Genomic DNA, 25457 nt, shown 5'->3' on the forward strand with positions numbered 1-25457 from the left:
CGGTGAAATTAGCCAAGATAGCTAAGTTGCTAATCTGCATTGACTCTTTCTCAACTTTTGTTCGTATTATGTTCTCCGGAAAGGAGAGTTGGGGATGGGTTATCCAGCGGCTATTGAACGGTCAATTCGTGTGGCAGAGGGTCGGAAGGACCCGGTTGGATGGGTCTTCATGGTGCATATGCAGGTGAAGGGGCCGTTGCGATTGACCAAGGAAGAGGCGGTGCAGGACGCGGTCGAAGCAGGCGAAGCGCGAGTCGACTTTCAATATGGTCAGGTCTTCATGGAACCGCTGACCTGGATCGCACCGGTCTATCCCTAGAAAAAGTCGACGTGCATTCCGATGATTCGCCCGATCGTCACCAGCGGTTCCTGGCCGAGCAGGATTTCCTTGTGCTTCGGGTTCGATGAAAGCGGCGCGAGGCGCGGGGGATTGTCCAGATACTGTTTGAAGGTCACTTCCCCGTCATTCTGCTTCATCATCGCATAGAGCTTTTCATGCCGTAGCTCGATGTCGTCGGGGTCGCAGAAAACTACGGCATCATCGTGCTTGAGCACCTTGTCCATGCTGTCGCCCTCGGGCTTCAGCGCAAAGGTGTTCGGGCCGCCCGACGTGCAGGGAATGAGGTCCGTCGCGTCCTCTACCGCGAGTCGCCAATCGCCCTGCGGTATCTTTCCGACCAGCGGCACGCGCCGAACCGGCGTGCGCGGAACGGTGGCGCCGACCAGATCGTCGGGATGAACGCTCAGCGCTTCGGCGATGGCGATTCGCCAGTCCGTCTTGAGCGCGCGCTTGCCCGTCTCCAGTTTCTGGATCGTGGCAAGGTCGGTTGGAAAACCCGTTGTTGGGTTCGTTGTCAGCGCGCCGAGCTGCTCCAGCGTCAGACCCTTACGCCTGCGAATTTCCCGGATCATATTGGGTTCAGCGGTCATAATTGAGCCATAGCCGATCCGGCTAAATGCGTCTTGGCTGGCCTTAGCTAATTTAGCTTGACGGCTTTTAGCTGTTGTAGCTAAAAATGCGGCATGACGCTGCAAGACTATCTCGTGCGGGAAGGGCTTAGCTACACCGCTTTCGCCGCGCTGATCGGGGCCAGGTTCCCGAGCACCGCAGAGCGCTATGCCAAGGGGCTCGTGATCCCCGGTCGCGCCATGATGACCAGAATCTTCTGGGTGACGAATCGCGAGGTGACGCCCAACGACTTCTACGGTCTTCATCCGCTGGAGGATAAGGTCGAGGCTGCCACTGCGTCATCTCATAGTGACGCCGCCGATATGAGCGGCGCCGACCTGGGAGCCGCAGCATGATGTGGTTTGACTGGCTTGTCGCCTGGCTGGCGGTCGGCGTCCTTGTCGCCGTGTCCGTCGTCCCCGCGAAGTGCGCCGAAATCAGGGAATTTTTCGGCGCGGTCGACCGGTCGACCTTCGTGCTGTGCTGCCTCTTCGCCGTGCTGGCCTGGCCGGTCGCGCTGTGGAGCCACCGCCGTGGCTAATGGCGTCACCCTTTCCACTGACCAGCTCCACCTCAAGAAGGAGACCCGCGCCGCCGTCGACGACGTCAGCGGGCAGGAGAAGGTCGCCAAGCTGCTCGGCCGGTCGCAGGCGCGCGTGTCGCATTACTGCTCGTCGAACCGCGACGAATTCATGCCGATCGACCTGGTCGCGGAGCTGGAGCAACTGACCGTCGGCAAGCCGGGCCATCCCCGCATCACCCGCGCGCTCGCCCGGCAGGCGGGATTCCTGCTGGTGCCCGAGGGCGGCGATGCTCGCGACCGACGGTCGCTGGGCGAGCATCTGGCCGACATGGTCGGAGAAGCGTCCGACGTGATGGGCGCGATGAAGGCCGCCATGACCGATCACCGGTTGGCGCCCGCCGCGCGGGCGAAGGCGCTCTGCGAGGCGCGCCAGCTTCAGGATCAGGTGGCCGAACTGGTGGCTGCGCTGCAAGCGGAAGGGGAATAGGCATGCATGGGGGCGGGGTAGAGCAGGGCGTCAGGAAAGGCCCGGCCAAGCGGCAGATGAGCCGCGAGGAGCTGATCGAATGGGTGTTGGCGGCGCAGCCCGGCGCCCGCCTGTGCTACGGGCATGGCGAGCATGCCACCCATATCGCCAGCGAAGAATTCAACGCCGAACTGCTGAAGCTGGAATCGCAGGGTTATATTTACCTGTTCCACGGCAAGCCGGAGCTGGGCCGCCACAGCCACGACTATATCGCGCAGCGCAGCAGCAGGCAGGTGAAAGCGTGAGCGGCGAAGGCTTCCCCATCGCGGCTGATCCCGTGGCGCAGCCGTCGGCAGGCGAATGCGCGAGCCCAATTCCACTGGCGCCGCCGCCTCGCCCAGAAGATGCGCCTCCGCCTACCAGGCCGAGTCGGTGTTCACCCGCTTGCACTCTGTCCGATACCGGTGACATCGTCCAATGCTCAACCTGTATGGCAATGGAGCAGGGCGTCCCGGCCTGCTCGCTTCCCGAAGGATGGGACGCGCTGTTCGTTCCGGGCGACGATCTGGCGTTGTTCTGCGCCAATTGCATCGCCGCGGGCAAGATGGAGATGTTCCGCGCCACGGCGCAATTGCCCCGCCAGCAGCGCTGGCGAATGCCCGGCGCGATCATCGCGCTGTATCGGCCGGCCTCGCGCGAGGTGCTGATCGCCACGCCGGACGGCATGGCGACACTGTCGGAGGCGGATGCCGAAGCGCTGGTGGCGGCGATCGGCGGCGCGCTCGATGACCGCTCGCTGGCCGGTCGGCTGGCCGGAGAAGCCACATGACGGGGTCGCTGTCCGACCAAGTCGCGGCGATCCTGTGCCGCATCAAGGGCGTGCATATCTCCGACGAGGATGCGCGGGACCGGGACAAGCGCCTGATCCGCGACCTGCACCTGGACCAGATCGACCTGATGACGCTGGCACTGGAGATCGAGGACGGCTTCGGCGTCGCGGTCGGTGATGACGAACTGCTGGCGCTCGTGACGGTCGGTGATCTCCGCGCGCTCATCATCGAGAAGATTTCTGACTTTTCTGCCGGGGCCCCACTTACCCCACCCGGCACGGCGGGAGCCGCCCTTCGGGTCGCATCGGCTCCCGCCGACCCCCTCTTTCCGAACGGAGCATCGGCATGAACGCACTTGGCATCATCGTCGACAACTTTGCGGGCGGGGGCGGTGCGTCAACCGGGATCGAGGCTGCGCTGGGCCGCTCAGTGGACCTCGCCATCAACCATGATGAGCAAGCCATCCGCATGCATGAGGCCAACCACCCCGGCACGCGCCATATCCGCAACAACATCTGGCAGATCGACCCGCGCGAGGTCACCGCCGGTCGCCATGTCCAGCTTGCCTGGTTTAGTCCCGACTGCAAGCATTTCAGCAAGGCGAAGGGCGGCAAGCCGCGCGAGAAGTCCATCCGCGATCTCGCATGGGTCGTCGTTCTCTGGGCGCAGCGGGTGAAGCCTGATGTGATCCTGCTGGAGAATGTCGAGGAGTTCCGGACTTGGGGACCGCTGGACGGAGAAGGCCAGCCGATCAAGGAACGGGCCGGGGAGACGTTCGACAAGTGGCAGCGCGAACTGCGGAAGGCCGGATACAAAATCCAGTGGAAGGAACTGCGCGCCTGCGACTATGGGGCCCCGACCATTCGCAAGCGCTTCTTCATGATCGCCCGCGCCGATGGCAAGCCCATTGTCTGGCCCGCGCCGACCCATGGCAAGCCAGACTCCGCCGAAGTGAAAAGCGGCAAGCTGAAGCCGTGGCGCACGGCGGCCGAGATTATCGACTGGTCCATTCCCTGCCCGTCGATTTTCGACCGCAAGAAGCCGCTGGCTGAAAAGACCCTGCGCCGGATCGCGCACGGCATCATGAAGTTCGTCGTCAACAATCCGGCACCGTTCATCGTGCCGCTCACCCATTACGGCAGCGACATGCGGTCCTATGGCCTGTCCGACCCCCTCCATACCGTGACGGGCGCGAACCGAGGTGAAATGGCGCTGGTATCGCCTTATTTCGCCCGCACAGCCCATGGCGACATGGATCGAAACGGCAAGCGTCGCGGGCAGCCGTGCCATGGTCCGGAAGATCCTTTCCCGACCGTCACCCAATCGGGCGATAGCGCGCTGATCGTGCCACATATCACGAAGTTCCGCGCTGGAGCGATCGGCCACGGCGTGGACGAACCGCTGCATACGGTCACCGCCAACAGCTTTGTGAAGCGCCCCGGCGGCTCGGCTCCGCTGGGCGTGGTCGCGGCAGCTATCGCGCCCTTCGCTACCTATGCGCAGCAAGGTGGCGGCAATCGATCGGTGGACGATCCGCATCATACCGTCACGGCGTCAAACAAGGATCAGAACTGCGTCGTGCAGGCGGTCATGTCACCCGCAATCGTCGGCTGCGGTGGGCGCCGCGGTCAAAGCGGGCCAGTTGGACCGCTACAGCCGTTCCCTACCGTCACCACGAAAGCCGATGCCTGCGCCGTTACCGCGTTCATGCAGAAATTTGCGGAGAACGGCAAAGGTGTCGATCCGACCGAACCACTGCACACGGTGATGGCGGGCGCGCCGCGGCATGCCGTCGTTTGCGCGCACCTGGAGCAAGCGAACGGTGGGCCGAACAACGAGAACCTTGCCGGGCGAGCGGCAGATGATCCTCTCTCGACCGTGGCGACGTCCGGATCGCAGCAGCGTCTCGTAACGTCGAACCTGATCAAGCTGCGCGGGACCAGCGACCAGCATGTCGAGAATAGCGGCGCAGCGGTAGAGGAACCCCTGGGCACGATCAGCGCGGGCGGCATTCACGCTGCGGAGGTCCGCGCGTTCCTCATCAAATATTATGGCAATGAACAGGACGGCCACGGGCTTTCCAGCCCTCTCGGCACCGTCACGGTTCAGGACCGCTTCGGTCTGGTCACAGTCATGGTCGAAGGCGAAGAATATGTGATCGTTGACATCGGCATGCGGATGCTGACGCCGCGCGAACTGTTCAACGCGCAGGGCTTCCCGCCCGATTACATCATCGAGCAGGACGCGCAGGGCCTGCCCATCACCAAATCAGCCCAGGTCGCCAAGTGCGGCAACAGCGTCTGCCCGCCCATCGCCGAAGCCTTGGTCCGCGCGCAGTTCCCGGCAATAGCTGCCGCCGCTCAGGTGGCAGCATGAATCCGGCCCAGGCGCAAATCGTGTCGGTGCTGCGGAAACAGCAGCCGCATGGCGGATGGACCGCATCGACGCTGCGCGTCGCAACCGGACTCGACAAGGCTAGCTTCCAGGATGCGCTGCGCGGGCTGCGCAACAGCGGCAAGGTGGCGTTCGCGGGCTTCGAACTGTCGCCCTCCATGCTGGAGCAGGATCCCGAGGCGGATAGCGGCGCGGTTTCGGGGGATATTCCCTCGCTGCTGGCTGGTGACGCCTTTCTTCACGCCGATCGTTGTCTTGCCGCCGGCAGGGGCGCGGCGCTGTCGCGGGATGAGGCGGCGGCGCTGCTCGCGGAGATCGAGCGGTGGTGCGTGCGCAACATCATGGCCGAGGTGGAGATCGGGCATTGGCTGTTCCGTCATCCCGGCTTCGTCGCGCTGCTGCGCAAGCGGCTGACCGTCAGGGCAGTGCCCGCCGCCATGGTGCGCGCCATGATGGCGCGCTGGCCGGACGGCATGGCTGAGGAAGACGTTGCGGCGGCACGGGCGGCGGTGCTCGCGATTGAGGCGGGGGCCATGCGCGAGCGTTCGATCGCGTTGGCGCCCGCGCTGCCGGTCGCCATTTCCGTGAAGGCCGAAGCGGAGGCCATGGGCGCGAACCGCCAGGCGGCGCGCACCATCGGCATGCGCGCCGGTCAGGTCGATGCGGCCGTCACCGGCCTGACGATCGGCGGGAAAATCCAGCATGCCGCCCTCTCCGACGACCAGGTCGCGGCGGCGCAGCTCGCCCGCACCCAATGGAGCGATCTGTGGGCGCGGCTTTGCGACAGCGCCGTCGCCGCCGGCGAGCGGCCGGTGCAGGCCATGCGCCGCCTGATCGAAGCGGGGCTGTGGGTCGAGCGGCTGGATCGGGAGGAAGCATCGGCATGACGACGAATATCGATCTGCGGGATGAGCCGACGACCGCGCAGAAATCGCAACAGCGCAAGTCCATGGAACAGTTGCTGGCCGACTATCGCGAGCATCAGCGGCTGGTCGGCAAGAACTTCATCCATCGCGGCAGCGGCGCTTCCTACCAGTTGCTGGCGCTGGCCCATACCGAAAGCGGCAACGATCTGGTGGCGGTTTACTGCCTCAACGCCATGTCGCGCCTCAAATTCACGCGCCCGATCGCTGAATTCCTCGACCGGTTCGAGGAAGGGCTGGGCATCAAGCAGGAGACCCGTTGATGGCGAAGGCCAGTGCACCCGAAGCGCCCGCGCAGGACAAGGAAGGCGTTCCGGCCAGGGCGCCGCGCGAACCGGTCAATCCGCCGATCATCGAAGTCGGGGTGAAGCAGCTCCGCGCGGCGATGAAGGGGGTGACCGAAGCGATCGAGGCGCGCAACACCATCCCGATCCTGGCCAATGTGCTGATCAATTGCGATGGGCGGCGGCTGACGCTGATCGCCACCGACCTCGACATGATGATCGAAGCGACGGTGGAGGCGCAGAAGGCGCGGGGCATCGCCGTAACCGTCTCCGGCAAGCTGCTGGAGGACATCGCGAAGAAGCTGCCGGCCGAAGCGCTGGTGACGATGGTCATGGATGGTTCGCAACTGATCGTCAGCGCAGGGCGCGCCCGTTTCCGCGTGCCGACGCTGCCTGTCACCGACTTTCCGATCATGGGCTCGCCGGACTGGCAGCATGAATTCGAAAGCCCCGCGTCCGACTGGACCCGCATGCTGGATGCGGTGCGCTTCGCCATGGCGAATGACGAAAACCGCTATTATCTGAACGGCATCTACCTGCATGAGACCGACGGCGGGAAGCTGGGCGCGGCGGCGACCGATGGGCATCGCCTGGCGGTGTTCCGGATGGACATGCCGGATGGCGGCGGCGGGCTGAGCCCAATCATCATCGGCCGGAAGGCGGTCGGCATCGTCGCCAAGATGCTGGACGAACTCAAGCCCGGCGACGACGGGGTGTCGCCGCCGGTCGAGTTCGCGACCGACGGCGCGAAGGCGCGGTTCGATTTCGGGACGGTCACGCTGACGACCAAGCTGATCGACGCCGAATATCCGAACTATGGCCGCGTTATTCCGTCGGCCACGGACAGGCGCTGCACCTTCACGCCCGCGCTGCTGCATGAGGCGGTCGACCGCGTGACGGTGGTCAGTTCCGAAAAGACCCGGCTGGTGAAGGCGGATTTCAAGGCGGCGACGGTGCTGCTGGAGGCGGCCAGCCCGGAAAATGGCAGGGGCACCGAGGAACTGCCGGTCGAACATGACGGCGACGACCTGACGATCGGCTTCAACGGCGGCTATCTGCTGGCGATCTTGGAGCATCTGAAAGGCACCACGGCCGAAGTGCTGATGAGCGACCAGGCGGGGCCGACTCTCTGGCGGACCGATGACGACGCGCCCGCCTTCTATGTCCTTATGCCGATGCGGGTGTGACGATGGTTTTCAAAAAGGTCAGAGATCGCGCCGGCGAATATTCGATTGACTGGTCGAAAGTCGAGGAAGGGGAAGACGTGATCCCATCCTCGATCCAGTTCATTCCGTTCCACGCGGGTGATGCCAGGGTGATGAGTATCCCTGCGGAAGAGGTCATGTATTGCGCGACTGGCGCGGACGACAGACTCACCTATGGTCTTATAGCTTTGCGGATCGGGCAGCAGTCCGTGCATCATGCGATGTCTGCCAATCTGATGCGGCAGCTTGCGGTGAATCTTATCAAGACTGCCGAGATGATCGACGCCGGGGTACGTAACTGATGGGCGTCGCCGGCTCCTTCGAACCCGCCGACGGGCCTGCCTTGCTGCCCGCCAGCGAGTTGTATCGGCGCGCGCGGAAGGTCGAGGAGCTGGCGCGCATCGTGATGGACTGCACCGGCGCCGGGGCGCGGTGCCGGGATGTGGCGCGGGCGACGCGCATCATGGCCGAGATCGGGGCGATCGCCGGGCCGGGGGAACAGGAATGACGGTCAGGCTGCTGACGGGCGATGCGCTGCAGGTTCTTCGCGGGCTTCCCGCCGATAGCGTGGACTGCTGCGTCACGTCGCCGCCTTATTGGGGGCTGCGCGACTATGATGTCGAGGGACAGATCGGCATGGAGCCGACGCTGGGCGAGCATCTGGCGGTGATGGTCGAAATATTCGAGGAGGTCCGGCGCGTTCTCAAGCCGACGGGAACCTGCTGGGTCAATTATGGCGATTGCTATGCGACCGCGCCCAATGGGCGCAGCGCGGCGGATACCAAGGCGGCGGGCAATGACGACCGGACATTCCGGGACAAGCCTTTCAGCACGGTCGGGCCGGTCTATGAAGCGGTGCACGGCAAAGGCGGCTATCGCGGCGACAGCAAGCGGCCGAATATGGCAGCGCCCCAAGGGCGAATTGCTGCTGGCGGATACCTCAAGCCCAAGGATTTGTGCATGCTGCCGAACCGGCTCGCCATCGCGCTGCAGGACGCGGGATGGTGGGTGCGGTCGGAAATCGTGTGGGGCAAGCCCAACGCGATGCCGGACAGCAGCGGCAATTATCGGCCATCGGTCTCGCATGAGAAAATCTTCCTTCTCACAAAATCCGGCGACGGCGATGTCTGGCGTGCCCGCGATAGCGGCGAAATCAGCTTCGCGCCCGACCTTTCGGAACGTTGTCCGCTGATCACGAAGCCGCAGCAGCTCGGCCCGCGATGGGTGCGCCTTGGGGCATATTTCGATGCCGATGCCGTGATGCTTGCCCGCACGACGGCGAGCGATGGAAAGCAGCCGGATGGATGGGACACCGGTCCCGGCGGGCATGGCGCCTTTCATCGCGGCGGGCGCGAGAAGGGCAAGCGGAAACAGGATTTGACTGCGTCGAGTGCTAATCGGGCAGGTGGCAGCAGCGGTCGGCGGATGAATGGTTTCAATGCAAGGTGGGATTCGATGGAGGCTGATGGCCGCGTTAGATCAGGCCGTTTGCTGCGCAACTTCGAAAGCGACGTCGCGGAGATGGTGCCGCCTGACGTCATGGCCTGGGAGATCGCCATACAGGGCTTTTCCGGCGCGCATTTCGCGACCTTTCCGCCGGCGCTGGTGGTGCCCTGCGTCCTTGCGGGCTGCCCTGCAGGCGGCATGGTGCTCGATCCCTTTGGCGGCGCGGGCACGACGGGGATGGTTGCCGAACGGCTCGGCCGCGACGCCATCCTGATCGAACTCAATCACGATTATGCGCGGATCGCGCAGGACCGGCTGCGCGCCGCCATGGTGCGCGTCGAAAGCGAACTGGCGCCGGTCCACAAGGCCGTGGGCGACATGGTCGACATCATGAGGGGAGAGGCGGCGTGATCGGAGAGACGAACGGTCCATGGGTGACGCGTTGGGGCGCTGATCCGGACAGTTGGAACATTCATGATCCGGAAGATGATGAGGACAGCGACGGCAGCAACATGCCGGGACGTACCATGGTTCGCGAGGCCGTGGCGTTTTGGGCGGCGGCGCAGCCGGTGCAGCCCACGGCGGAGGTCGTCGCGTCCGTGTTCAATCTTCCCTTGCATCTGGCTGAGGATGCGATGGGGGAGGAAAGCATTGCCGACGTGCCAGATGCAATTCAGGTTCTCACCGGGCTGCGCCATGCTGACTACACGGTAGGGGAGGTGGCGGCGGTCTTGTTGATGCCGCCCGGCGACGTGGTGGCGGCTGTAGATCGCCATCCATGGATGTTTCTGACGGGCGACCGCGCCGACATCGCGGCCATGCTGATCGAGCATGATGGGGAATAGCGGGCCGTCGGCCTGACGGCCGCGACTTGTCGAAATGTCGTTTGTTTGCCTGATTTTCGGGGTGGGTGTTCGTGTCCTTCGGTGACGATCTTTTCGGTTTTCAGGCGATGCGAAGCGCGGCGGTCATCAGTCCGTGCGGCACCTGGCGCTATGAATTGCGGCGGATTTGGGATGATCGGTGCCCGCTCCTCGTCGTTTGCATGCTGAATCCATCGACAGCGGACCATCGGATCAATGATCCGACGATCCTCGCCCTGATCCACTTCGCGAAGCTGTGGGGCTTTGGCGGTCTGTTGGTCGTCAACCTCTTCGCCTTCCGGAGCAGTTGCCCCGCGGAGATGATGGCGCGGGCGGACGCATTTGGCCCGGAAAATGGCCGATATATCCTGTCAGCGATGCAATATGCTGCAGCCCATGGCGGGCAGTTGCTCGTAGCGTGGGGCAATGGTGGCGATCATGATGATCGGGCGGAATGGTTCTGCGCCCGCGCGCTGCGGCAATACCAACTCACCCTGATCTGCCTCGGCACTACCAATAGATGGAAGCCGAAGCATCCCATGGCGCGGGGCGCGCATCGGATCCCGCGTGACCAGCAGCCTATCATCTACCGCCGTCCTGTCGGGATCGACGAATGAGCCTGTCGCCGCAATTTCTTGACCAGCTTCGCGACCGGACGACGCTGTCCGCGCTGATCGGCGGGTCGCTCAAGCTGGAAAAGGCCGGGCGCGAGTTCAAGGCCTGCTGCCCGTTCCATGGGGAAAAGACGCCCAGCTTCACGATCAACGATGAAAAGGGATTCTATCACTGCTTCGGATGCGGCGCGCATGGCGACGCCATTCGCTGGCTGATCGACCATCGCGGCCTGGGCTTCATCGATGCGGTCAAGGAACTGGCGGACAAGGCGGGCCTGGACGTGCCGGCACCGACGCCGGAGGTCGCGCAGCGACAGGAGCGGGCAGCCAGCGCCAGCGATGTGCTGGGCTCGGCGGCGCGTTGGTACGCCGAACAGCTCGGCCGGTCGCCGGCGATCCGGCAATGGCTGATCGACCGGGGCGTGACGCTGGCCCAGGCGGAGGCGTTCGGCCTTGGCCTGTCATCCTTCCGCACATCGGTCACGGCCTGCGGCGCTCCGATCGACGCGCTGCTGGCGGTGGGCTTGCTGCGCGAGGAGCAGGGGCAGGCGGCGGGCCTGTACCGCGACAGTTTCCGCGGGCGGCTGATGGTGCCGATTCACGATGCGCGCGGGCGCGTCGTCGGCTTCGGCGCGCGGGCGCTGCCGAATCGCGATGGCGAAACGCCCGAACCCAAATATCTGAACAGCGCCGACAGCGAGACCTTCGACAAGGGGCGGCTGCTGTTCAACCATCACCGCGCCGCGCCGGCCGCGCGCATGGCGCGCCGTCTGGTGATCGTCGAGGGCTATTTCGACGTGATCGCCATGGACCGGGCGGAGATAGCTGAATGCGTCGCGCCGATGGGCACGGCGCTGACAGAGGCGCAGCTCGAACGCGCCTGGCGCATCCATCACCGGCCGGTGCTGCTGTTCGATGGCGATGCCGCCGGCCGAAAGGCGGCGCACAAGGCCTGCGAACGCGCACTGCCGCTGGTGGGCTGGGGCCGCGAACTGACGGTCGCGCTGTTGCCGGCGGGGCAGGATCCGGACGATCTGGAGCGCGAAGGCGGGCGCGCTGCGATCGAGGCGGTGCTCGACGCTGCCCGGCCCATGTTCGAATATCTGTGGGACGTCGAGCTGGCGGCGGCTGACACGTCGACGCCGGAGGGCCGCAGCGCGCTGCGCCGTCGGCTCGGGCTGCTGGCGGGCGGCATCCAGGACGAAGAGACGCGCGCCCAATATCGCGTGGAATGGGATGCCCGCTACGCGCAGGCCTTCCCCCCGCCGCCCCCGGGGTTGTCGGAAGAAGACATGCTTCCGATTGGAACCGTGGCGGCCAATCTTTCGGCGTTGGGGGAAGGGGAGCGATCGGCGCTCATCCGCGTGTCGGAGGCGTGGATGGAGCGCGAGGTCGGCCGCATGACCGGCCCGACCCCGGCGGAGGTCTGCCGCTTCGCATGGAGCATCGGGCGGCGTGTCGGCGCGGGCCTGATCGACTTTTTCGCGGGACAGAATGCCCTGACGCGGGTGCGTGAAAACTGCCCGGACGCGAAGGCCGAGGACATCAGCGCGGCGTGGGACGCGGGGGATCGCAAGGGCTTCGATCTGGCGCCGATGCTGCTCGACCTGCGCTGCTCCGGGTTCGAGCGGACCGATCTTGGCAATGCGGAGCGGTTCGAGGCGCGCTTCGGGCGCGACTATCTGTACACGACGGCCAAGGGCTGGCTGGGGTGGGACGGGCGCCGCTATCAGGTGCTCAACCAGGAAAAGGACGTGACCCCGGCGGAGGTGCAGGCGGCGGTCTTCGAAACGGTGCGCGGTATCCAGCGCGAGGCCGCCTTCATCCGCGACAGCGGCGTGCGGCGTCCGGACATCCTCGACGGGCTGGAAGAGACGGCTTCCAAGATCGACCAGTTGCAATGGAACCTCTGGCAGCAGCAGGGGCGGCCCGATCATGGCCGCGACATGATCGTCGACATCAAGAATAAGGGGCCGGTCCTGCTGTCCGACCTGATCGGGCGATGGGGTCGGGCTTCGGAGGCGTCGGGGCGGCTCGGCTGCATCGCCAATCTCGCCAAGCGATGGCTGACGGTCGAGATCACGTCGTTCGACACCAATCCGATGATCTTCAACTGTCGCAACGGCACGCTGCATTTCCTGCGCGCGGACGACGAAGGGCCGGCGCGGGTCGAGCTGCGCCCGCATGATCGCGCCGACCTGCTGACGAAGATGGCGGCCTGCGACTATGATCCGGACGCGCCCGCGCCGGAATGGCAGAAGCTGGTCCGCTGGGCGCAGCCGAACAAGGATCGGCGCCGCTATCTACGCCAGTGGGGCGGCTATAACCTGACCGGCGATATGGGGGAGCAGATTTTCCATATCTGGTGGGGCCCGACGGCCGCGAACGGCAAGTCGACCGTCGGCAACGCGATGCGCGAGGCCGCCGGGGATTATGGCGACATCACCAATGTCGAGACCTTTCTCGACGAAGGGCAGAAGAAGCGCGGCGACCAGGCGACGCCCGACATCGTGCGCCTGCCGGGCGTCCGCTTCCTCACCTCCGGCGAACCGGCCAAGGGGGCGAAGATCAACGAGCCGTTGATCAACAGCGTCACGGGCGGCGATCCGATGCTGGCGCGCGACAATTTCCGCTCCTTCTTCCGGTTCACGCCGTCCTTCAAATGGACGCTCTGGTGCAACGCCAAGCCCGACATTCCGCAGGGGACTGAGGGCATATGGCGGCGCGTCAAGGTGCTGCTGTGGGAGTCGCATCTGGAGGAGCATCAGAAGGATCGGGATTTACCCAATCGGCTCAAGAAGGAATATCCCGGCATCCTTGCCTGGATGGTGCGCGGACTGATCGACTGGATGGAGAACGGCTTCGTGGAGCCGGAGGACGTCAAGCTCCAGTCCGAAGCCTATCGCGATGACAGCGACCCGCTGGCCAGCTTCCTGCGCATGTGCACGGTCGAGGACCATGCGGGGCGGGTGCAGTCGTCCCACCTCTATGAGGTCTTCTGCGCATGGGCGAAGGCCGCTGGCGAGGCGGAGTGGAAGCAGAAGGGCTTCACCCGCGCGATGAAGGATCGTGGGTTCACCAACAAACAGTCGAACGGCATCCACTGGCTGGGGCTGAAACTGGTCAAGCAGAAGCATGATTTCGTCGACGACAAGGGCGAGGTCGTCACCTTCCGCGACGACGGTCCTTCGACCGATGCGGACGCGGGGCGACCGCCTCCCGATGACGATGACAATTTCGTGCCCTTCTGACCGGAGAGCGAAGGTTGACGATGCTTCCATTTGGAAGGGTGGCGGAAGCATCGCCGGAAGGCAGAAAGGGCGGAGTCGTGCGGGTTTGGAAGGATTGGAAGGATTGACGAAACGGCACCGCGCACATGCGCGTGCGTGCGCAGGCATGTGCGAAAGAAGAATATCAATAACCCTTCCAATCCTTCCAAATGATCGAATGAGGATAGAAGAAATGGGAAATAACAAAGGCTTGGCAAAGGAAGGATGGGGCGTCGCACGCTTCCTCCTTCCTTCCACCGCTGGAAGGGAGCGCGGCGCATGGTGACGGTCATTCGTTCGGGCTCTCTGCCCAAACATAGGGCCACGCGGGAACAGGGCGTCGCGCCTATGGCCCGCCCCTGGGAACGCACCGGTTCGGTCGATGTCGAGCAACTGGCGATATGGGCCTATCGGGACCAGAAGGTGGACAGGTTCGCCACTACGGGCCTGCACGCGATCGAGATAGAGGCGTCGGGGATGGAGGCCGGAGGGCGCTCTGCCGATGGATGCGCGGCGATTGCCGATATCAACCACATGGGATGCCGGATCGACTATTCGGGCCGCATGGTGAAGGACAGCGTGCATCGTGCCGCCGAGATCGTGGCGTCGGTGCTGGCCGACATCGATCATGGTCGCCTCGTCGCCTTCCATGCGCGCCTTGGCGGTCGACCCGACGGGTGGGAGGAGCCGACGCACTGGTATCGGGCGACGGTATGGGTGAAGCCCTGGCGGGAAGCGCAGACGGAGCGCACGGGCCGGGGCACCTCGCCCACCTTTTGCAGTGTGATCCCGACGATCACCCGCGAGGAACTGGCACGGCGTCGACTGACCTATCTCAACTGGTGGGCCGCGCTCGATCAACTGGCGTGGAGGCTGTCGATGCGGTCGATGGGCTTCACCGTGCGCCGCCCCTCGGCCCCGCAGGCGCCGTGGGAAGTCGAAGGCGAGGGGGATGCCTGATGCAATCGGTTCGCAACCCTCCGATTTCGATTGACCGCGGCCTGACCCCCTCGACCCCCACCCCCTTGGGTCCTCCCGGCCGATTCGCCGCGATTGCGGTGCGGCAGCGCAGTCGGCGCGGGGAGCAGAAATGGCGGAAATGCTTGGGTTTTTGATTGGTGTTTTGGACTGAACGAAAGAAAATTGCGCGACTAGGGCATGGGCATGGCTGAGCAACCGCAGGAACTGATCGTCAATCTGGAAGAGTTCGCTGACCTGTGCGGCGTGACGGGCGAGACGATGCGCGCGCACCTGAAGGTCGTTGAAGGCGAGCCGGCATGGTTGCTGGAGCGGGGCGACCGTGGGCGCGGATACAAGATCGAAGCGCGCGGGGGCGTGGCGTGGTGGCGGGCCAAGCGGGATGAAGAGGAACAGCAGAGTGCTGAGCGGCGTGCCCAGCTCGCGCAATTGCGCCTCGACCTGGTTGGCGATCAGATCGAACAGCCGGCGCAGCTTGGCATGTCGGGCAAGCAGCGGCGCGAGGAGTACGCTGCCGGCGAAGCCGCGCTCAAATATCGCAAGATGATGGGCGATCTCATCGACCGAAACGAAATGGTTCATGAGTTGTCATCGGCAGCAGCGACCCTTCGCCGTCGCCTGCTGCAAGTCCCCGGCGAATTCGCGATACGGGAAGGACTGTCTCCGCAGAGCGTCACACCTCTGGAGGGCATGTTGGGGCGCGCCGTCGATGATTTTCTACGCGCCATTGCCGAAGGAACGAAGATCGAGATAATTGCAGCAGGGGATTCCGAAGCCGATGCTTGAAGCCGCGTTACCGCCTCCATCGCTTGCCGACGCCCGCGCGGTGCTGGCGAATGCACTGGAGGCGCTACGCTTTCCCGAAAAGGTCTCGATCTCCGAAGCTGCGCGCCGGCACCGTGTCCTGATGAACCCCGGCGCCTATTCCGGCCCATGGGATGAGAGCCCGCATGACATGCGTTGCCTCGACCGCCCTATGGACTGCCTGCACGGCGATTCTCCGTACAGTGTCGTGGGCGTCATGGGGCCGAGCCAGACGGGCAAGTCGGAGATCGGCAATAACTGGCAGCTTCACACCGTCCTTTATGACCAGGCCGATCTGCTGTTCGTGGCGCCGACGCGCGACCTGACCAATGTCTATGTGACGACGCAGTTCGACAAGATGCTGGACTTAGCCGTTTATACCGATGGCAAGGCGGGAATATTGCGCGACCGCCAGCTCGGCGGCGTGTCGGCGGACAATATCAATCTCAAGCGCTTCCTGGGCTGCGACTTCCATTTCCTCTGGCCTGGCGGTCCCACCTTCCGCGCCAAGCCGTTCCCCCGCGGACGCATGGACGACTATGATGAGTTCGCGAAGGACGTTGCCGATCAAGGTAGCGCGCTGGGCTTGATGGAAGGCCGCATGGGCAGCTTCGCGGCCTACGGTCGAACGAAGATCTACGCCAACTCAAGCCCGATGCTGGGCCGGACCAAGGGGATCGAGGCGCTGGTCGCCAGCGGAACAGATGAGCGCTGGTATGTCGATTGTCTCGAATGTTCGACCCCGTTCCGCCTGAGCTTCGATCACCTGGACTATGACAAGACTGGCACACCGGAGGATGCCGCCGCGAGCGCTGCAGTTATGTGCCTCGAATGTGGCGGCGTCCACCGTCAGTCCGAAAAGCGCATGATCATGTCGACGGGGCGCTGGGTCGGACGTGGTGAGCGCGCGGTGTCATTGCGCGAAAGCAATATCGGCAAAATCGGCGAGCTGATCCGAACCGATCGCGCCACCTTCCGCCTGGAAGGATTGATGGGCTTCCGTCCTTGGGCGCAAATCGCAAAGCTGGCGCGGGAGGCTGAAATCGCCTTTGCGATCGAGCAGGATCCTGCGCCGCTGGTGTCGTTCGACAATACCATCATCGGCCGCAACTATGTGCCGCGCGAAGACGGCGAGCCAGCGGTGACAGAGGATGCGCTCTACACGCGGGCGCGCAACAGCTATTACCGCATGGGCGAGGTCCCGCCTGGCGTCCTGTGTCTGATCGCCACGATTGACCAGCAAGGCAACCGCTTCGAGGTTGCGGTGTGGGGCTTCGGCGCGGGCTTTCGTTGCTGGCTGATCGACCGCTTTGCCGTGTTGACGACCATGGACAATGGGCGGGAGCGCCCGTTGAAGCCGTTCAATCGGCCGGAGGACTGGTCCGTTCTTCATGCTCGTGTGCTGTCTCGCAGCTATCCCATGGCGGGCGCGCCGCACCTTCGGATGAAGATCATGAACACCTCGGTCGACACGGGCGGCATGGATGGCGCGACCGACAACGCCTTTGCCTGGTGGCATGCGATGGTCTCCGGTGATGTCGGCTCCGGACGCCCGCCACTGCCGGCGACGGCCATCACTCTTCTCAAAGGTGGCAATAATCCCAAGGGCCGACTGCTGCCGCCGCCGACGGTTGATGCCAAGCGCCAGATCAAGGGCGCCCCTCAAGCCGAGCTGTTCATGCCCAATGTCAACCGATACAAGGACATTGCCGATGTCAGGCTGAAACGCAGCGACGAAGGGCCCGGTTACATCGCCTTTCCGAACAATCTTCCCCAGGCCGATGACGGGTCGTTCCCCTATCTGGCGGAACTGCGCGCCGAACATAACGTCAACGGTCAGTGGGTCCGCGAGCCGCATCGCGCAAACGAGACATGGGACCTTTACATTCAGGCCTGCGCCGTCGTCACGCGCTTCGGCGGGAATGACGCCAGCTTCGCCTGGGTGCCGGTTTGGGCGCGTCCGCCCAAGGATGCGCCACGCCAACTGACGCCGGAACCGCAACCCGATGCGGAGGATATTGGCGCCGAAACAGCGCCGCCGCGGCCACCAGCCCCAGCGCGCGCGGCATCGCGCATGCAACGTCCACGGCGATCCGTCAGGGTGTCGCGAGGCTAAGCCGCGACATGCTCCAGCTCGCTGCCGCAGTAGCGGCACTTGATCGCCTCGGCCTTGATCATCTCGGCGCAATGCGGGCATTTACGCATGGTCAGGTTGCCGCGCTGGGCGGCGCGTGCGGGATCAGCCTCTCCGGCGATCAGCAAGATCAGCACCGCGAAAATTCCCAATAGCGCGCCGAGGAAGCCCCAAAGCGCAGCATCGCGATTCCGCTTCTTCGCCATTTTCGCGCACAGCACAATCAAGCCGATCCAGATGGCGAGAAAGACCAACAAACCCATAATTTACCCCCAAGCCCCAATGCCGCCTAATGTATGCCGCTCCTCCGGACTGGTCCATAGCCTTCTCGCTGGTGTCCTGACCGGCATTTCCGCCGGGTTGGAGCTAAGGCCTGTTAACTCATAAAAATGGACGAATTATTAGTCGCATCATCAGCAAGAACTTTGCATGATGCGACATTACCCCGGTGCGCAGCCTCCAACTTGACGGCTGATTAGTTTATTTGACATAGGCCGGAAGGTCAGAAGAGTTGTGCATGATCGACCCGCCCCGGAATTCCGGCGGCGGGTTTTTTGTGCCGCTGGCTTCCGGAGATCGTCATGGCCTTATCGCAGGCAGAGCTTGAACGGTTGCAGGACCGGCTCGACGCTTATTACGAAGCCGAAAAGGCCGTGCTGCGCAACCAGTCCTACAAGATGCCCGACGGGCGCGAACTCACCCGCGCTTCGCTCGACACGATTCGGAAGGCAATCGATGGGCTGCGCAATGAGATCGCGAACGCCAGCGGCGCGCCAATCGTGCGCGGTCGCATGCGGCGCGGCGTGATCATGGGGCAGTGAGGCAATGGATGTCCGCATGAACCTGGTCGACCGCGTGGTAGCGGCGGTTTCGCCGGAGCGGGGCGCGCGGCGCATGGTGATGCGTGCGGCGCTCTCTGCCGGGACCATGATGGCCAGCGGCTCGCCCGTTGCGCCGGGTGGCAAGGTAACGGGGCAGGGCGGCTATTATGGCGGCCAGACCAATCGGCGGCAGACGCAGGGGTGGCGCGCCCGCTTGCGCACGCCGAATCAGGATGCGGCCAAGCGCGATGACCTGATCGCCCGTTCGCGCGAATCAGCGATGAACATGCCGCTGGCGACGGCGGCGATCGAGCGCCCGATCGACTTCACGGTCGGTTCGGGCCTGATGGCAATTCCTGAGATTGTCGCGAGCGAAGTCGGACTGAACGATGAAGCCGCCGCTGCGCTCAATCGGCAGCTCGCCAAGGACTATGACGACTATATGTCGTCCACCGATCCCGACGCGGAGCGGGGGGCGACCGGATACGGCCTGCAGGAAATCGTCATGCGCGGTGTGCTGGAATCCGGCGACATCGCCGCGTTCCGATGCTGGGCCGATGACCAGGCGGGCCGGAATCACTTCACGGCGTGGAAGCTCGTCGAGGCGGATTGGATCGTCTCTCCGCACGGCCATATTGAAGGGACGGCGCTAAACGGGACCGGCAATATCGTATCCGATGGCGTCGAGGTCGATGGGTACAACGCCCCTATCGCCGTGCATGTGCTGAGGAAGGCACCCGACGGCGCTTCCGCGGGCCGGTTCAACCGGCGGAGCGGGGATACGGTGCGGGTGCCCTTGTGGGGCGAGAGAAGCGGTCTTCCCACCGTCGTTCTGGTGAAGTCGAAGCGGCGACCGGGGCAGACGCGGGGCATTCCCGTCCTCGCTCCGGTGATCGAAATCCTGCGTCAGGTGTCGGACCTGACGGAAGCGGAGCTGTTCGCGGCGGTCATGACCGCGATGCTGGCGATCGTCTACAAGTCGCCTGGGGCATCCTCCATGCCCGAAGTCGACTATGGCGACGAGGAAGGAAATGGACGGCTTGACGGTCTCGACATGCCGAGGAAGCCGCAAAGCAATATTCGCATGGAGGCAGGGCAAGTCCTGGAGATCGACACCGACTCCGAAGTCGATGTCAAATCGCCGGGGCGGCCGAACCCTGCGTTCGATCCCTTCTTTCTCGGCATGGTCCGCCAGTTGTCGGCCGCGACCAAGGTGCCCTATGAAATCCTGCTGCTGCACTTCACAGCCAGCTATTCGGCAAGCCGGGGGGCGCTGGAGACCTTCTACGTTTCCTACGTCTTCCCGAAGCGAGAATGGCTCGCATCGCTGTGGTGCAACATCAATTATCAGGTCTGGCTGTACGAGCAGGTGGCGCGTGGCGTCTACCGGATGCCCGGCTTCCTGACGAACCCGAAGCGCCGTGCCGCATGGTCGCGGGTGCGCCATCGGGGCGACGGCAAGATTTCGCTGAACCCTGCGCAGGAAGCCAAGGCGCTGGAGGTCTATGAGGCGCATGGCTGGTCGACGGGTGCGCAGATCACTGCCGGGCTCAACGGCGGCGATTATGATTCGAACATCACGACGCGGATTGCCGAGCACAAGCGCTTCGTCGACGGCGGCCTGCCCATTCCGAACGCGAAGGGCGGCGGCAGCGATACGGGCGCCGGCGGTGTCGATCCTGGAAGGGAAGGGTGAACATGAGTATGCGTAGTTGGTCGCGCGCCTCCATCATCACGCGCCTCTTCGGCACGCCGCTGGCAGTGCTGCCCGAGACAGCGGCAATCGTTCTGGGTGCGGTCGGTCCCAGGCTGGACGTATCGCAATTGTTCGTCAACGCGACTGGCGATGCTCTGGGTATCGACGAACTCTCGGCGCGTGCAAAGGCGGAAGTGGAACGGATCGATGCCCGCGGTCCCGTCGACCGCGTCGCACCGCTGAACCGCGCTAATCGGTTGGGCTTCATCTACAACAGGGTCATGCACGTTCCCATTCGTGGGGAGACGGTGGCTGAGAACGATGGTGCAATTGGTCCGTCGTCGGGTTTCACCGGCTATGACGGGATCCGCGCCCAGGTGATTGCAGCGGACAATGATCCCGAGGTGGCCGGCCTCCTGATGGACATCGACTGTCCCGGCGGCGAATGCGCGAGCCTGTTTGAGCTTGCCGACTTCCTAATGGCGCGGCGTGGGACCAAGCCGATGCGGGCGATGATCCGCGATCTTGGTGCATCTGCTGCTTACACCATCGCGTGCTGCGCCGACGACGTGACATTGCAGCCGCTGGGCCGTGCCGGCTCTAATGGCATCATCACCATGCACGCCGACTTTTCCGGCGCCATGGAGCAGGACGGCGTTGCGGTGCGCCTGTTCACCAGCGGGTCGCACAAGGCGGACGGCAATCCGTTCGAGCCATTGCCCGACGAGGTCGCAGCGCGAATCCAGAAAGCGGTCGATGTGACGGCGGCCAGGTTGTTCGCGCATGTCGGCAAGGCGAGGGGCATGAAGCCGGAGGCAATCGCGGCACAGCAGGCCCAGATTTACATGGGCGAGGAGGCGGTTGCCGCTGGTCTCGTCGACAAGATCATGAGCTGGGACGACTCCATGGCGGAGTTCGAGCAGCGCGTGAATGGCAGCGGGAATTCCGGACGTGCTGCCCGTCCCGCGCCCGGTGCGCGATCAACGAAAGGAAGCACCATGGACCCGAACGCGCAAGCACCGGCGGGTAACGAGCCGGTCTATACCGAAGCGCAGATGAGCGCCGCCAAAATGGAGGCGTCGCAGGCCGCCGCCACTGCGGCCGCCACGGCGGAGCGGGAACGCATCACGGCCTTGGCCGAACTGGATAGCGACAGCACGCTTTCCGCTTCGCTGACCAAGGCGATCAGTGAGGGCGTCAGCGCCGGCGATTATGCCATTGGCCTCGCCCGCGAGAACAAGGCGGCGGTCGCCACGGCGGCCGAAGCGGCGAAGGCCGATGCGGCCAAGGCCGGTGAACTGCCCGCGGGTGGTCGCGCCGAAACCAAGCCCAATCGTGGCCAGGCGGCGGTCGATCGCCTTCGCGGCAAGATTCCCGGCCTGCCCGGCAAGGTGGGCTGAGGCAACCATCATCGGGCGAAAGCCCATCGTTCCATTGATCGGGCGGTTCCCTCCGGGGCCGCCCGTATTCGTGAAGGAAGGATTTTCCCATGGCTTACGAACAGGCCGGTTACACTCAGGAAACCCCGTACAATCCGAAGCATCTGCTTGCTTCGGGCAAGTACACCACGCGCAAGGTGACGATCCTTTCCGGCCAGAACCTGGTCGCGGGTGCGGTGATTGGCGCGATCCTGCTCGGTTCGGTCACCGTCACGCCCGGCGCTGCCGTGTCCGCAACGCCGGCGGGCACGCCGGGCAACGGTTCGATCGGCACCGTCACCTCGGATGCTGGCGCCCCCGAGGGCACCTATTTGCTCGTCATCATCGAACCGGCAGCCAATGGAGGCACGTTCGAGGTGATCAAGCCCGACGGTTCTCTCGATGGCACCGGGGTAGTGGGTCAGGCCTATAACGGCTCCATCAACTTCACCCTGGCCGACGGTGGAACCGACTTCGTTGCCGGTGATCGTATCCCCATCGTCGTCGATTACGCCGCCGGTTCGGGCAAGTACAAGCTGTCGCTCGCGGCAGCGGTCGACGGGTCGGAAACGCCTGACCTGATCCTGTCCTATGATGTCGACGCCAGCGACGGCGATGTCGAGGCCATCGCTTATGAAACCGGCAATTTCGCCAGCACCGCGCTGACGCTGGGTACCGGCCACACGATCGACAGCATCCGCGCCGGGCTGCGCGACAAGGGCATCACCATCGACGGCTGACGCCGTCCTTCCCCGTCAACAGGCCCCATGGGTCGCACCCCGGTTCCATTCGGAGCCGGGGTTTCATTTTTTCGAAAGGTAGTGACATGGCCGATCATCTCTACGGCACCGAAGAGCTGCTGCCCATGGTGGACTCGCTGTTCATCCCTGGCAACTTCCTGATGAAGGCGGTTTTCCCCGGCATGATGGAGTTCGACACCGAACAGGTGTCGTTCGACCGCGTGCTGGACGACCTGCGCATGGCGCCCCTCGTTTCGCCCTATTCGCCGGGCGAGGTCCAGCAGCCCCGCGGCTATCAGAAGGAATCGATCGTTCCGGCCTACGTGAAGCCGCGCAACCCGGTGCCCGCGAACCAGGTCATGAAGCGTCTCGCCGGCGAGAGGCCGTGGGGCGAGCTGAGCGCCAGCGAGCGTCGCGATCTGATCGTGCTGAACCTGCTCAACGGTCATCGCACGAAGATCGATCGCCGCTGCGAATGGATGGCGGCGAGCATCATCCGCACCGGATCGCTCGTGCTGGTCGGCAATAAATATCCGGCTGTGACCGTGAACTTCCAGCGGGCGGCGGCCCTGACCAAGCAGCTCCTGACCACCGATCGCTGGGGCGAGGACGGTGTTTCGCCCTATGATGATGTCGACGGCTGGATCGACGAAGTGGGCGAGGAAAGCGGCGCTGCCGTCAACCTGATCGTCATGGACAAGGATGCGTGGAAACTCTACATCGCGGATCCCAAGGCGCAGAAGGCGCTCGACAAGACGCTGGGCCAGACCAGCGTTGCCTATGAGCTGGGCTTGACCGTCCAGTTGCCCGGCTCTCCCGTGTTCAAGGGCCGTGACGGCAATGTCGAGTTCTATGTCTACAACGACACCTATGAGGACGATGAGGGCAGCATTGCCAAGCTGCTGCCCCAATATAGCGTCTGCCTGATCAGCCAGGGCGGCGTCCAGGGCACCATGGCCTACGGCTTGGTCCAGGATGCGCTCAACAATTTCGAGAAGGGCGCCTATTTCTCGAAAAACTGGATCGACATGGACTCGGGTGCCGAGCTGCTCGAAAGCGCCTCCGCGCCTATCCCCGTGCCGGGTCGTATCAACGCGACCTGCTACGTCAAGGTCCGCTGATCGCAGGCAATCCTCTCCCTGCGCACCCTGGGGCGACGGCCGGACCGTCGCCCCTTTTTTCCATCACAGGAGGCCTGCATGGCCATGAAGAAAATTCTCGTTGCAGCGCGCGAGCTGCGCGGCGGCGTGCCGCCCAAGGACAAGGAAGGCGCTGTCGAGCGCCATGTCGCCAGGCGGGGCGATCACCTGACCAGCGCGGTGATCAAGAAGCTTGGCCTGAAGGCGACCGACATCGAAGCGCTCAAGCTTTCCGGCGCTATCGAGGAGCGGGATGCTCTGGCGCCTGACCGCGACGACAGCGACCTTGACCTGCTGTCCGGCGCCGAACTCGAAGCGGTGCTGCTGCTGCGCAAGGTGGCGATCGAACCCGGCACCGACAAGCCGGGCCTGATCGCGCTCATAAAGACCAGCAAGGCCGGTTGAACCGTGCCGGTTGAATCGGCGGCGGACCGCGCCAGCTTCTTCTCGACCAGTGAGTTCGCGGAGCTGGCGCTGTTCACGCCGTCGGGCGGCTCCGGCTCTGTCTGCACGATCATCTACGATCGCGGGCAGGGCCAGAACCGCATGGAGGTGGGCGAAAGCGGGGCGACCGGTGCGGAACGGTCCGCCTGGATCAATGCCGACGATGTCGCGTCGGTCCAGCGCGGCGCGCGCATCGTGGTGCCCGTCGATGAATATGGCGACGCCATGCCGGGGGCCGAAACGCTGGAGGTGATCGGCAAGCCCAAGCTGGACGACACCGGCTTCCTATGGGCGGTCGACCTGGTGCTGGTGGACTGACGCCATGGTGTTCGTCCCAGGCCGCAAGCTGACCAGCTATGAGCGTGGTTTCGGACGCGGCTTCGGGATCGAGATCGCGGGCGAGGCGGCGGAGAAGGAATCGCGCGACATTCTTGCGCAGGACGCCATCGTCATCAAAGGCGCGGCGGTCGATGCGGTCGAGCACACCACCAACAGCGTGAAGACCAAGATCCGCAACTTCATCGACCAGCATTTTCGCGGGTCGGAAATGCACGGCAATAATCATCGGCGGGTTTCGAACGCGGCGGCGCAGTCGAAATTCTACAACGACCTGTCGACGCAGGGGCAATATACCGGCCTGGTCTATTCCAAATGGGGCAGAGGCAAGGGACCGGGCAGCTTCATCGACTTCCTGGTGCTGCATATACAGGGCGGCACGCTGGAGGCCCGCGACGGCGGCAAGCTGAAGATCCCGAACCGAAAGGCGCCGGGTTCACTGATGGGCCAGGTCGGTGATTTCGGCAGCAGCCGCATCTTCATCCGCAAGGGGGAGGACGGCAAATCCTTCCTGATGCGGGCCTTCAAGAACGGCGCAGGCGGCCAGCGCGGCGGCAGGGTGGTGTTGCTGGCGACGCTGGTCGACGAACTGCGCTTCCCGGCGTCGCTACGCGGGATCGAAACCATCCTCGCTGCTGCGGGACCGGAGCTTGAAAACAACTTCCTCGCCCTGCTGGGGCAGAGCGGCACGACGGGAACGGCAGCATGAGCAGCGTCCGCGAACAGATTTTTCAGGCGGTTTTCGCCAAGATCGTGGCGGTCAGGGACGCGCTGGAATGGGCAACGGCTGTGCGCAATCCGAGCGAGCCGTTGGGCGACGACCAGTTGAACGCGCTGTTCATGCAGGATGGCGGCCTTCTAGACCCGCGCGGCCTTTCGGGCGGCGTGCAGGAGGATGAGGTGGAATTCTCGATCGGCCTTCTTGTCCGCGAGAAGGAGTCCGCCGGACTCGGCAAGGAAGCGTTGGTCGACGCGGGCTTCGTCGCGGTGATGAACGCGCTGCTCGACCCCAGCGACATCCAGCTTGGCGGGCTGGTCGAGATGATCGAAGCGCGCGGCGGCAGCGACCCGGTTTACGGCCGCGCCAAGGAAGGCGCGCGGGTCATCGGCGGCCTGGTCATGGATTTTTCAGCGCGGTTTCTGACCCGCGAGGGTGATGCCTCGCAGGTCGGGCCGTGAAA

31 protein-coding genes are annotated in these 25457 nt (G+C 64.3%); 29 read left to right on the top strand and 2 right to left on the bottom strand.

Translation table 11 applies throughout. The features are described 5' to 3' along the window. The first annotated feature begins 94 nt into the window (after positions 1–94). Complete coding sequence (locus NUH86_RS01595) at positions 95–319, top strand: hypothetical protein (protein WP_267250955.1); 225 nt, start codon at positions 95–97, stop codon at positions 317–319. On the opposite strand, the gene NUH86_RS01600 is transcribed toward NUH86_RS01595, so the two are convergent. Further along, positions 316–1035, bottom strand: a complete 720-nt coding sequence (locus NUH86_RS01600; protein ID WP_267250956.1) for a helix-turn-helix domain-containing protein — start codon at positions 1033–1035, stop codon at positions 316–318. The two genes, NUH86_RS01595 and NUH86_RS01600, sit on opposite strands and share 4 nt — an antisense overlap. Here NUH86_RS01600 and NUH86_RS01605 point away from each other — a divergent pair. The 19 genes from NUH86_RS01605 (at position 1024) to NUH86_RS01695 (ending at position 17664) form a co-directional block, all read left to right on the top strand. Further along, entirely contained in the window at positions 1024–1305 is a 282-nt protein-coding gene (locus tag NUH86_RS01605) for a hypothetical protein (protein WP_267250957.1), read from the top strand. The genes NUH86_RS01600 and NUH86_RS01605 overlap by 12 nt on opposite strands. Beyond that, positions 1302–1490, top strand: a complete 189-nt coding sequence (locus NUH86_RS01610) for a hypothetical protein (protein WP_267250958.1) — start codon at positions 1302–1304, stop codon at positions 1488–1490. The genes NUH86_RS01605 and NUH86_RS01610 overlap by 4 nt, the downstream gene beginning before the upstream one ends. Continuing rightward, a complete protein-coding gene (locus NUH86_RS01615; RefSeq protein ID WP_267250959.1) occupies positions 1483–1959 on the top strand; it encodes a phage regulatory CII family protein in 477 nt (158 codons plus the stop codon). The genes NUH86_RS01610 and NUH86_RS01615 overlap by 8 nt, the downstream gene beginning before the upstream one ends. A gap of 2 nt (positions 1960–1961) precedes the next feature. Beyond that, positions 1962–2243, top strand: coding sequence for a hypothetical protein (locus tag NUH86_RS01620; protein WP_267250960.1), 282 nt, complete (start codon positions 1962–1964; stop codon positions 2241–2243). A gap of 185 nt (positions 2244–2428) precedes the next feature. Next, on the top strand, positions 2429–2767 hold the full coding sequence (locus tag NUH86_RS01625; protein ID WP_267250961.1) for a hypothetical protein: 339 nt from the start codon (positions 2429–2431) through the stop codon (positions 2765–2767). Next, entirely contained in the window at positions 2764–3117 is a 354-nt protein-coding gene (locus tag NUH86_RS01630) for an acyl carrier protein (protein WP_267250962.1), read from the top strand. Before NUH86_RS01625 ends, NUH86_RS01630 begins: the two co-directional genes overlap by 4 nt. Next, positions 3114–5144, top strand: coding sequence for a DNA cytosine methyltransferase (locus NUH86_RS01635; RefSeq protein WP_267250963.1), 2031 nt, complete (start codon positions 3114–3116; stop codon positions 5142–5144). The genes NUH86_RS01630 and NUH86_RS01635 overlap by 4 nt, the downstream gene beginning before the upstream one ends. Further along, positions 5141–6049, top strand: a complete 909-nt coding sequence (locus NUH86_RS01640) for a hypothetical protein (RefSeq protein ID WP_267250964.1) — start codon at positions 5141–5143, stop codon at positions 6047–6049. Before NUH86_RS01635 ends, NUH86_RS01640 begins: the two co-directional genes overlap by 4 nt. Beyond that, on the top strand, positions 6046–6348 hold the full coding sequence (locus tag NUH86_RS01645; RefSeq protein ID WP_267250965.1) for a hypothetical protein: 303 nt from the start codon (positions 6046–6048) through the stop codon (positions 6346–6348). The genes NUH86_RS01640 and NUH86_RS01645 overlap by 4 nt, the downstream gene beginning before the upstream one ends. Then, the gene (gene dnaN / locus NUH86_RS01650) at positions 6348–7556 is read left to right on the top strand and encodes a DNA polymerase III subunit beta (RefSeq protein ID WP_267250966.1); all 1209 of its coding nucleotides are present in this window, start codon (positions 6348–6350) and stop codon (positions 7554–7556) included. Before NUH86_RS01645 ends, dnaN begins: the two co-directional genes overlap by 1 nt. A gap of 2 nt (positions 7557–7558) precedes the next feature. Then, entirely contained in the window at positions 7559–7876 is a 318-nt protein-coding gene (locus NUH86_RS01655) for a hypothetical protein (protein WP_267250967.1), read from the top strand. After that, a complete protein-coding gene (locus NUH86_RS01660) occupies positions 7876–8082 on the top strand; it encodes a hypothetical protein (RefSeq protein WP_267250968.1) in 207 nt (68 codons plus the stop codon). The genes NUH86_RS01655 and NUH86_RS01660 overlap by 1 nt, the downstream gene beginning before the upstream one ends. Further along, positions 8079–9431 (top strand): DNA-methyltransferase, encoded by a 1353-nt coding sequence (locus tag NUH86_RS01665; RefSeq protein WP_267250969.1) that lies wholly within the window; start codon positions 8079–8081, stop codon positions 9429–9431. The genes NUH86_RS01660 and NUH86_RS01665 overlap by 4 nt, the downstream gene beginning before the upstream one ends. After that, positions 9428–9865, top strand: coding sequence for a hypothetical protein (locus NUH86_RS01670; RefSeq protein WP_267250970.1), 438 nt, complete (start codon positions 9428–9430; stop codon positions 9863–9865). Before NUH86_RS01665 ends, NUH86_RS01670 begins: the two co-directional genes overlap by 4 nt. A gap of 71 nt (positions 9866–9936) precedes the next feature. Further along, positions 9937–10500 (top strand): DUF1643 domain-containing protein, encoded by a 564-nt coding sequence (locus NUH86_RS01675; protein WP_267250971.1) that lies wholly within the window; start codon positions 9937–9939, stop codon positions 10498–10500. Beyond that, complete coding sequence (gene dnaG, locus NUH86_RS01680) at positions 10497–13748, top strand: DNA primase (protein ID WP_267250972.1); 3252 nt, start codon at positions 10497–10499, stop codon at positions 13746–13748. Before NUH86_RS01675 ends, dnaG begins: the two co-directional genes overlap by 4 nt. Before the next feature lie 297 nt (positions 13749–14045). Next, the gene (locus tag NUH86_RS01685; RefSeq protein ID WP_267250973.1) at positions 14046–14726 is read left to right on the top strand and encodes a hypothetical protein; all 681 of its coding nucleotides are present in this window, start codon (positions 14046–14048) and stop codon (positions 14724–14726) included. A 204-nt stretch (positions 14727–14930) separates the two neighbouring features. Continuing rightward, on the top strand, positions 14931–15530 hold the full coding sequence (locus NUH86_RS01690; protein ID WP_267250974.1) for a hypothetical protein: 600 nt from the start codon (positions 14931–14933) through the stop codon (positions 15528–15530). Next, positions 15523–17664: a terminase gpA endonuclease subunit gene (locus NUH86_RS01695; RefSeq protein WP_267250975.1), complete on the top strand. Its 2142-nt coding sequence runs from the start codon at positions 15523–15525 to the stop codon at positions 17662–17664. Before NUH86_RS01690 ends, NUH86_RS01695 begins: the two co-directional genes overlap by 8 nt. On the opposite strand, the gene NUH86_RS01700 is transcribed toward NUH86_RS01695, so the two are convergent. Beyond that, the gene (locus NUH86_RS01700; RefSeq protein WP_267250976.1) at positions 17661–17945 is read right to left on the bottom strand and encodes a zinc ribbon domain-containing protein; all 285 of its coding nucleotides are present in this window, start codon (positions 17943–17945) and stop codon (positions 17661–17663) included. The two genes, NUH86_RS01695 and NUH86_RS01700, sit on opposite strands and share 4 nt — an antisense overlap. A 318-nt stretch (positions 17946–18263) precedes the next feature. On the opposite strand from NUH86_RS01700, the gene NUH86_RS01705 reads away from it, so the two are divergent. From NUH86_RS01705 to NUH86_RS01745, 9 genes are all read left to right on the top strand, one after another. Further along, on the top strand, positions 18264–18503 hold the full coding sequence (locus NUH86_RS01705) for a hypothetical protein (RefSeq protein ID WP_267250977.1): 240 nt from the start codon (positions 18264–18266) through the stop codon (positions 18501–18503). Positions 18504–18519: 16 nt separating this feature from the next. After that, complete coding sequence (locus NUH86_RS01710; protein WP_267250978.1) at positions 18520–20199, top strand: phage portal protein; 1680 nt, start codon at positions 18520–18522, stop codon at positions 20197–20199. A gap of 2 nt (positions 20200–20201) precedes the next feature. Beyond that, complete coding sequence (locus NUH86_RS01715; protein WP_267250979.1) at positions 20202–21599, top strand: S49 family peptidase; 1398 nt, start codon at positions 20202–20204, stop codon at positions 21597–21599. A gap of 89 nt (positions 21600–21688) precedes the next feature. Continuing rightward, entirely contained in the window at positions 21689–22357 is a 669-nt protein-coding gene (locus NUH86_RS01720; protein WP_267250980.1) for a head decoration protein, read from the top strand. Positions 22358–22443: 86 nt separating this feature from the next. Next, entirely contained in the window at positions 22444–23478 is a 1035-nt protein-coding gene (locus NUH86_RS01725) for a major capsid protein (RefSeq protein ID WP_267250981.1), read from the top strand. Positions 23479–23556: 78 nt separating this feature from the next. After that, the gene (locus tag NUH86_RS01730; RefSeq protein WP_267250982.1) at positions 23557–23901 is read left to right on the top strand and encodes a hypothetical protein; all 345 of its coding nucleotides are present in this window, start codon (positions 23557–23559) and stop codon (positions 23899–23901) included. A gap of 3 nt (positions 23902–23904) precedes the next feature. After that, positions 23905–24258 carry a head-tail joining protein gene (locus NUH86_RS01735; RefSeq protein WP_267250983.1) on the top strand — a complete coding sequence of 118 codons (354 nt, stop codon included), beginning with the start codon at positions 23905–23907 and terminating at the stop codon, positions 24256–24258. A gap of 4 nt (positions 24259–24262) precedes the next feature. Then, positions 24263–24985 (top strand): hypothetical protein, encoded by a 723-nt coding sequence (locus NUH86_RS01740; RefSeq protein WP_267250984.1) that lies wholly within the window; start codon positions 24263–24265, stop codon positions 24983–24985. Beyond that, positions 24982–25455, top strand: a complete 474-nt coding sequence (locus NUH86_RS01745) for a hypothetical protein (RefSeq protein WP_267250985.1) — start codon at positions 24982–24984, stop codon at positions 25453–25455. The genes NUH86_RS01740 and NUH86_RS01745 overlap by 4 nt, the downstream gene beginning before the upstream one ends. Positions 25456–25457 lie beyond the last annotated feature (2 nt).

This window comes from Sphingobium sp. JS3065 (assembly GCF_026427355.1).
GTDB lineage: Bacteria > Pseudomonadota > Alphaproteobacteria > Sphingomonadales > Sphingomonadaceae > Sphingobium.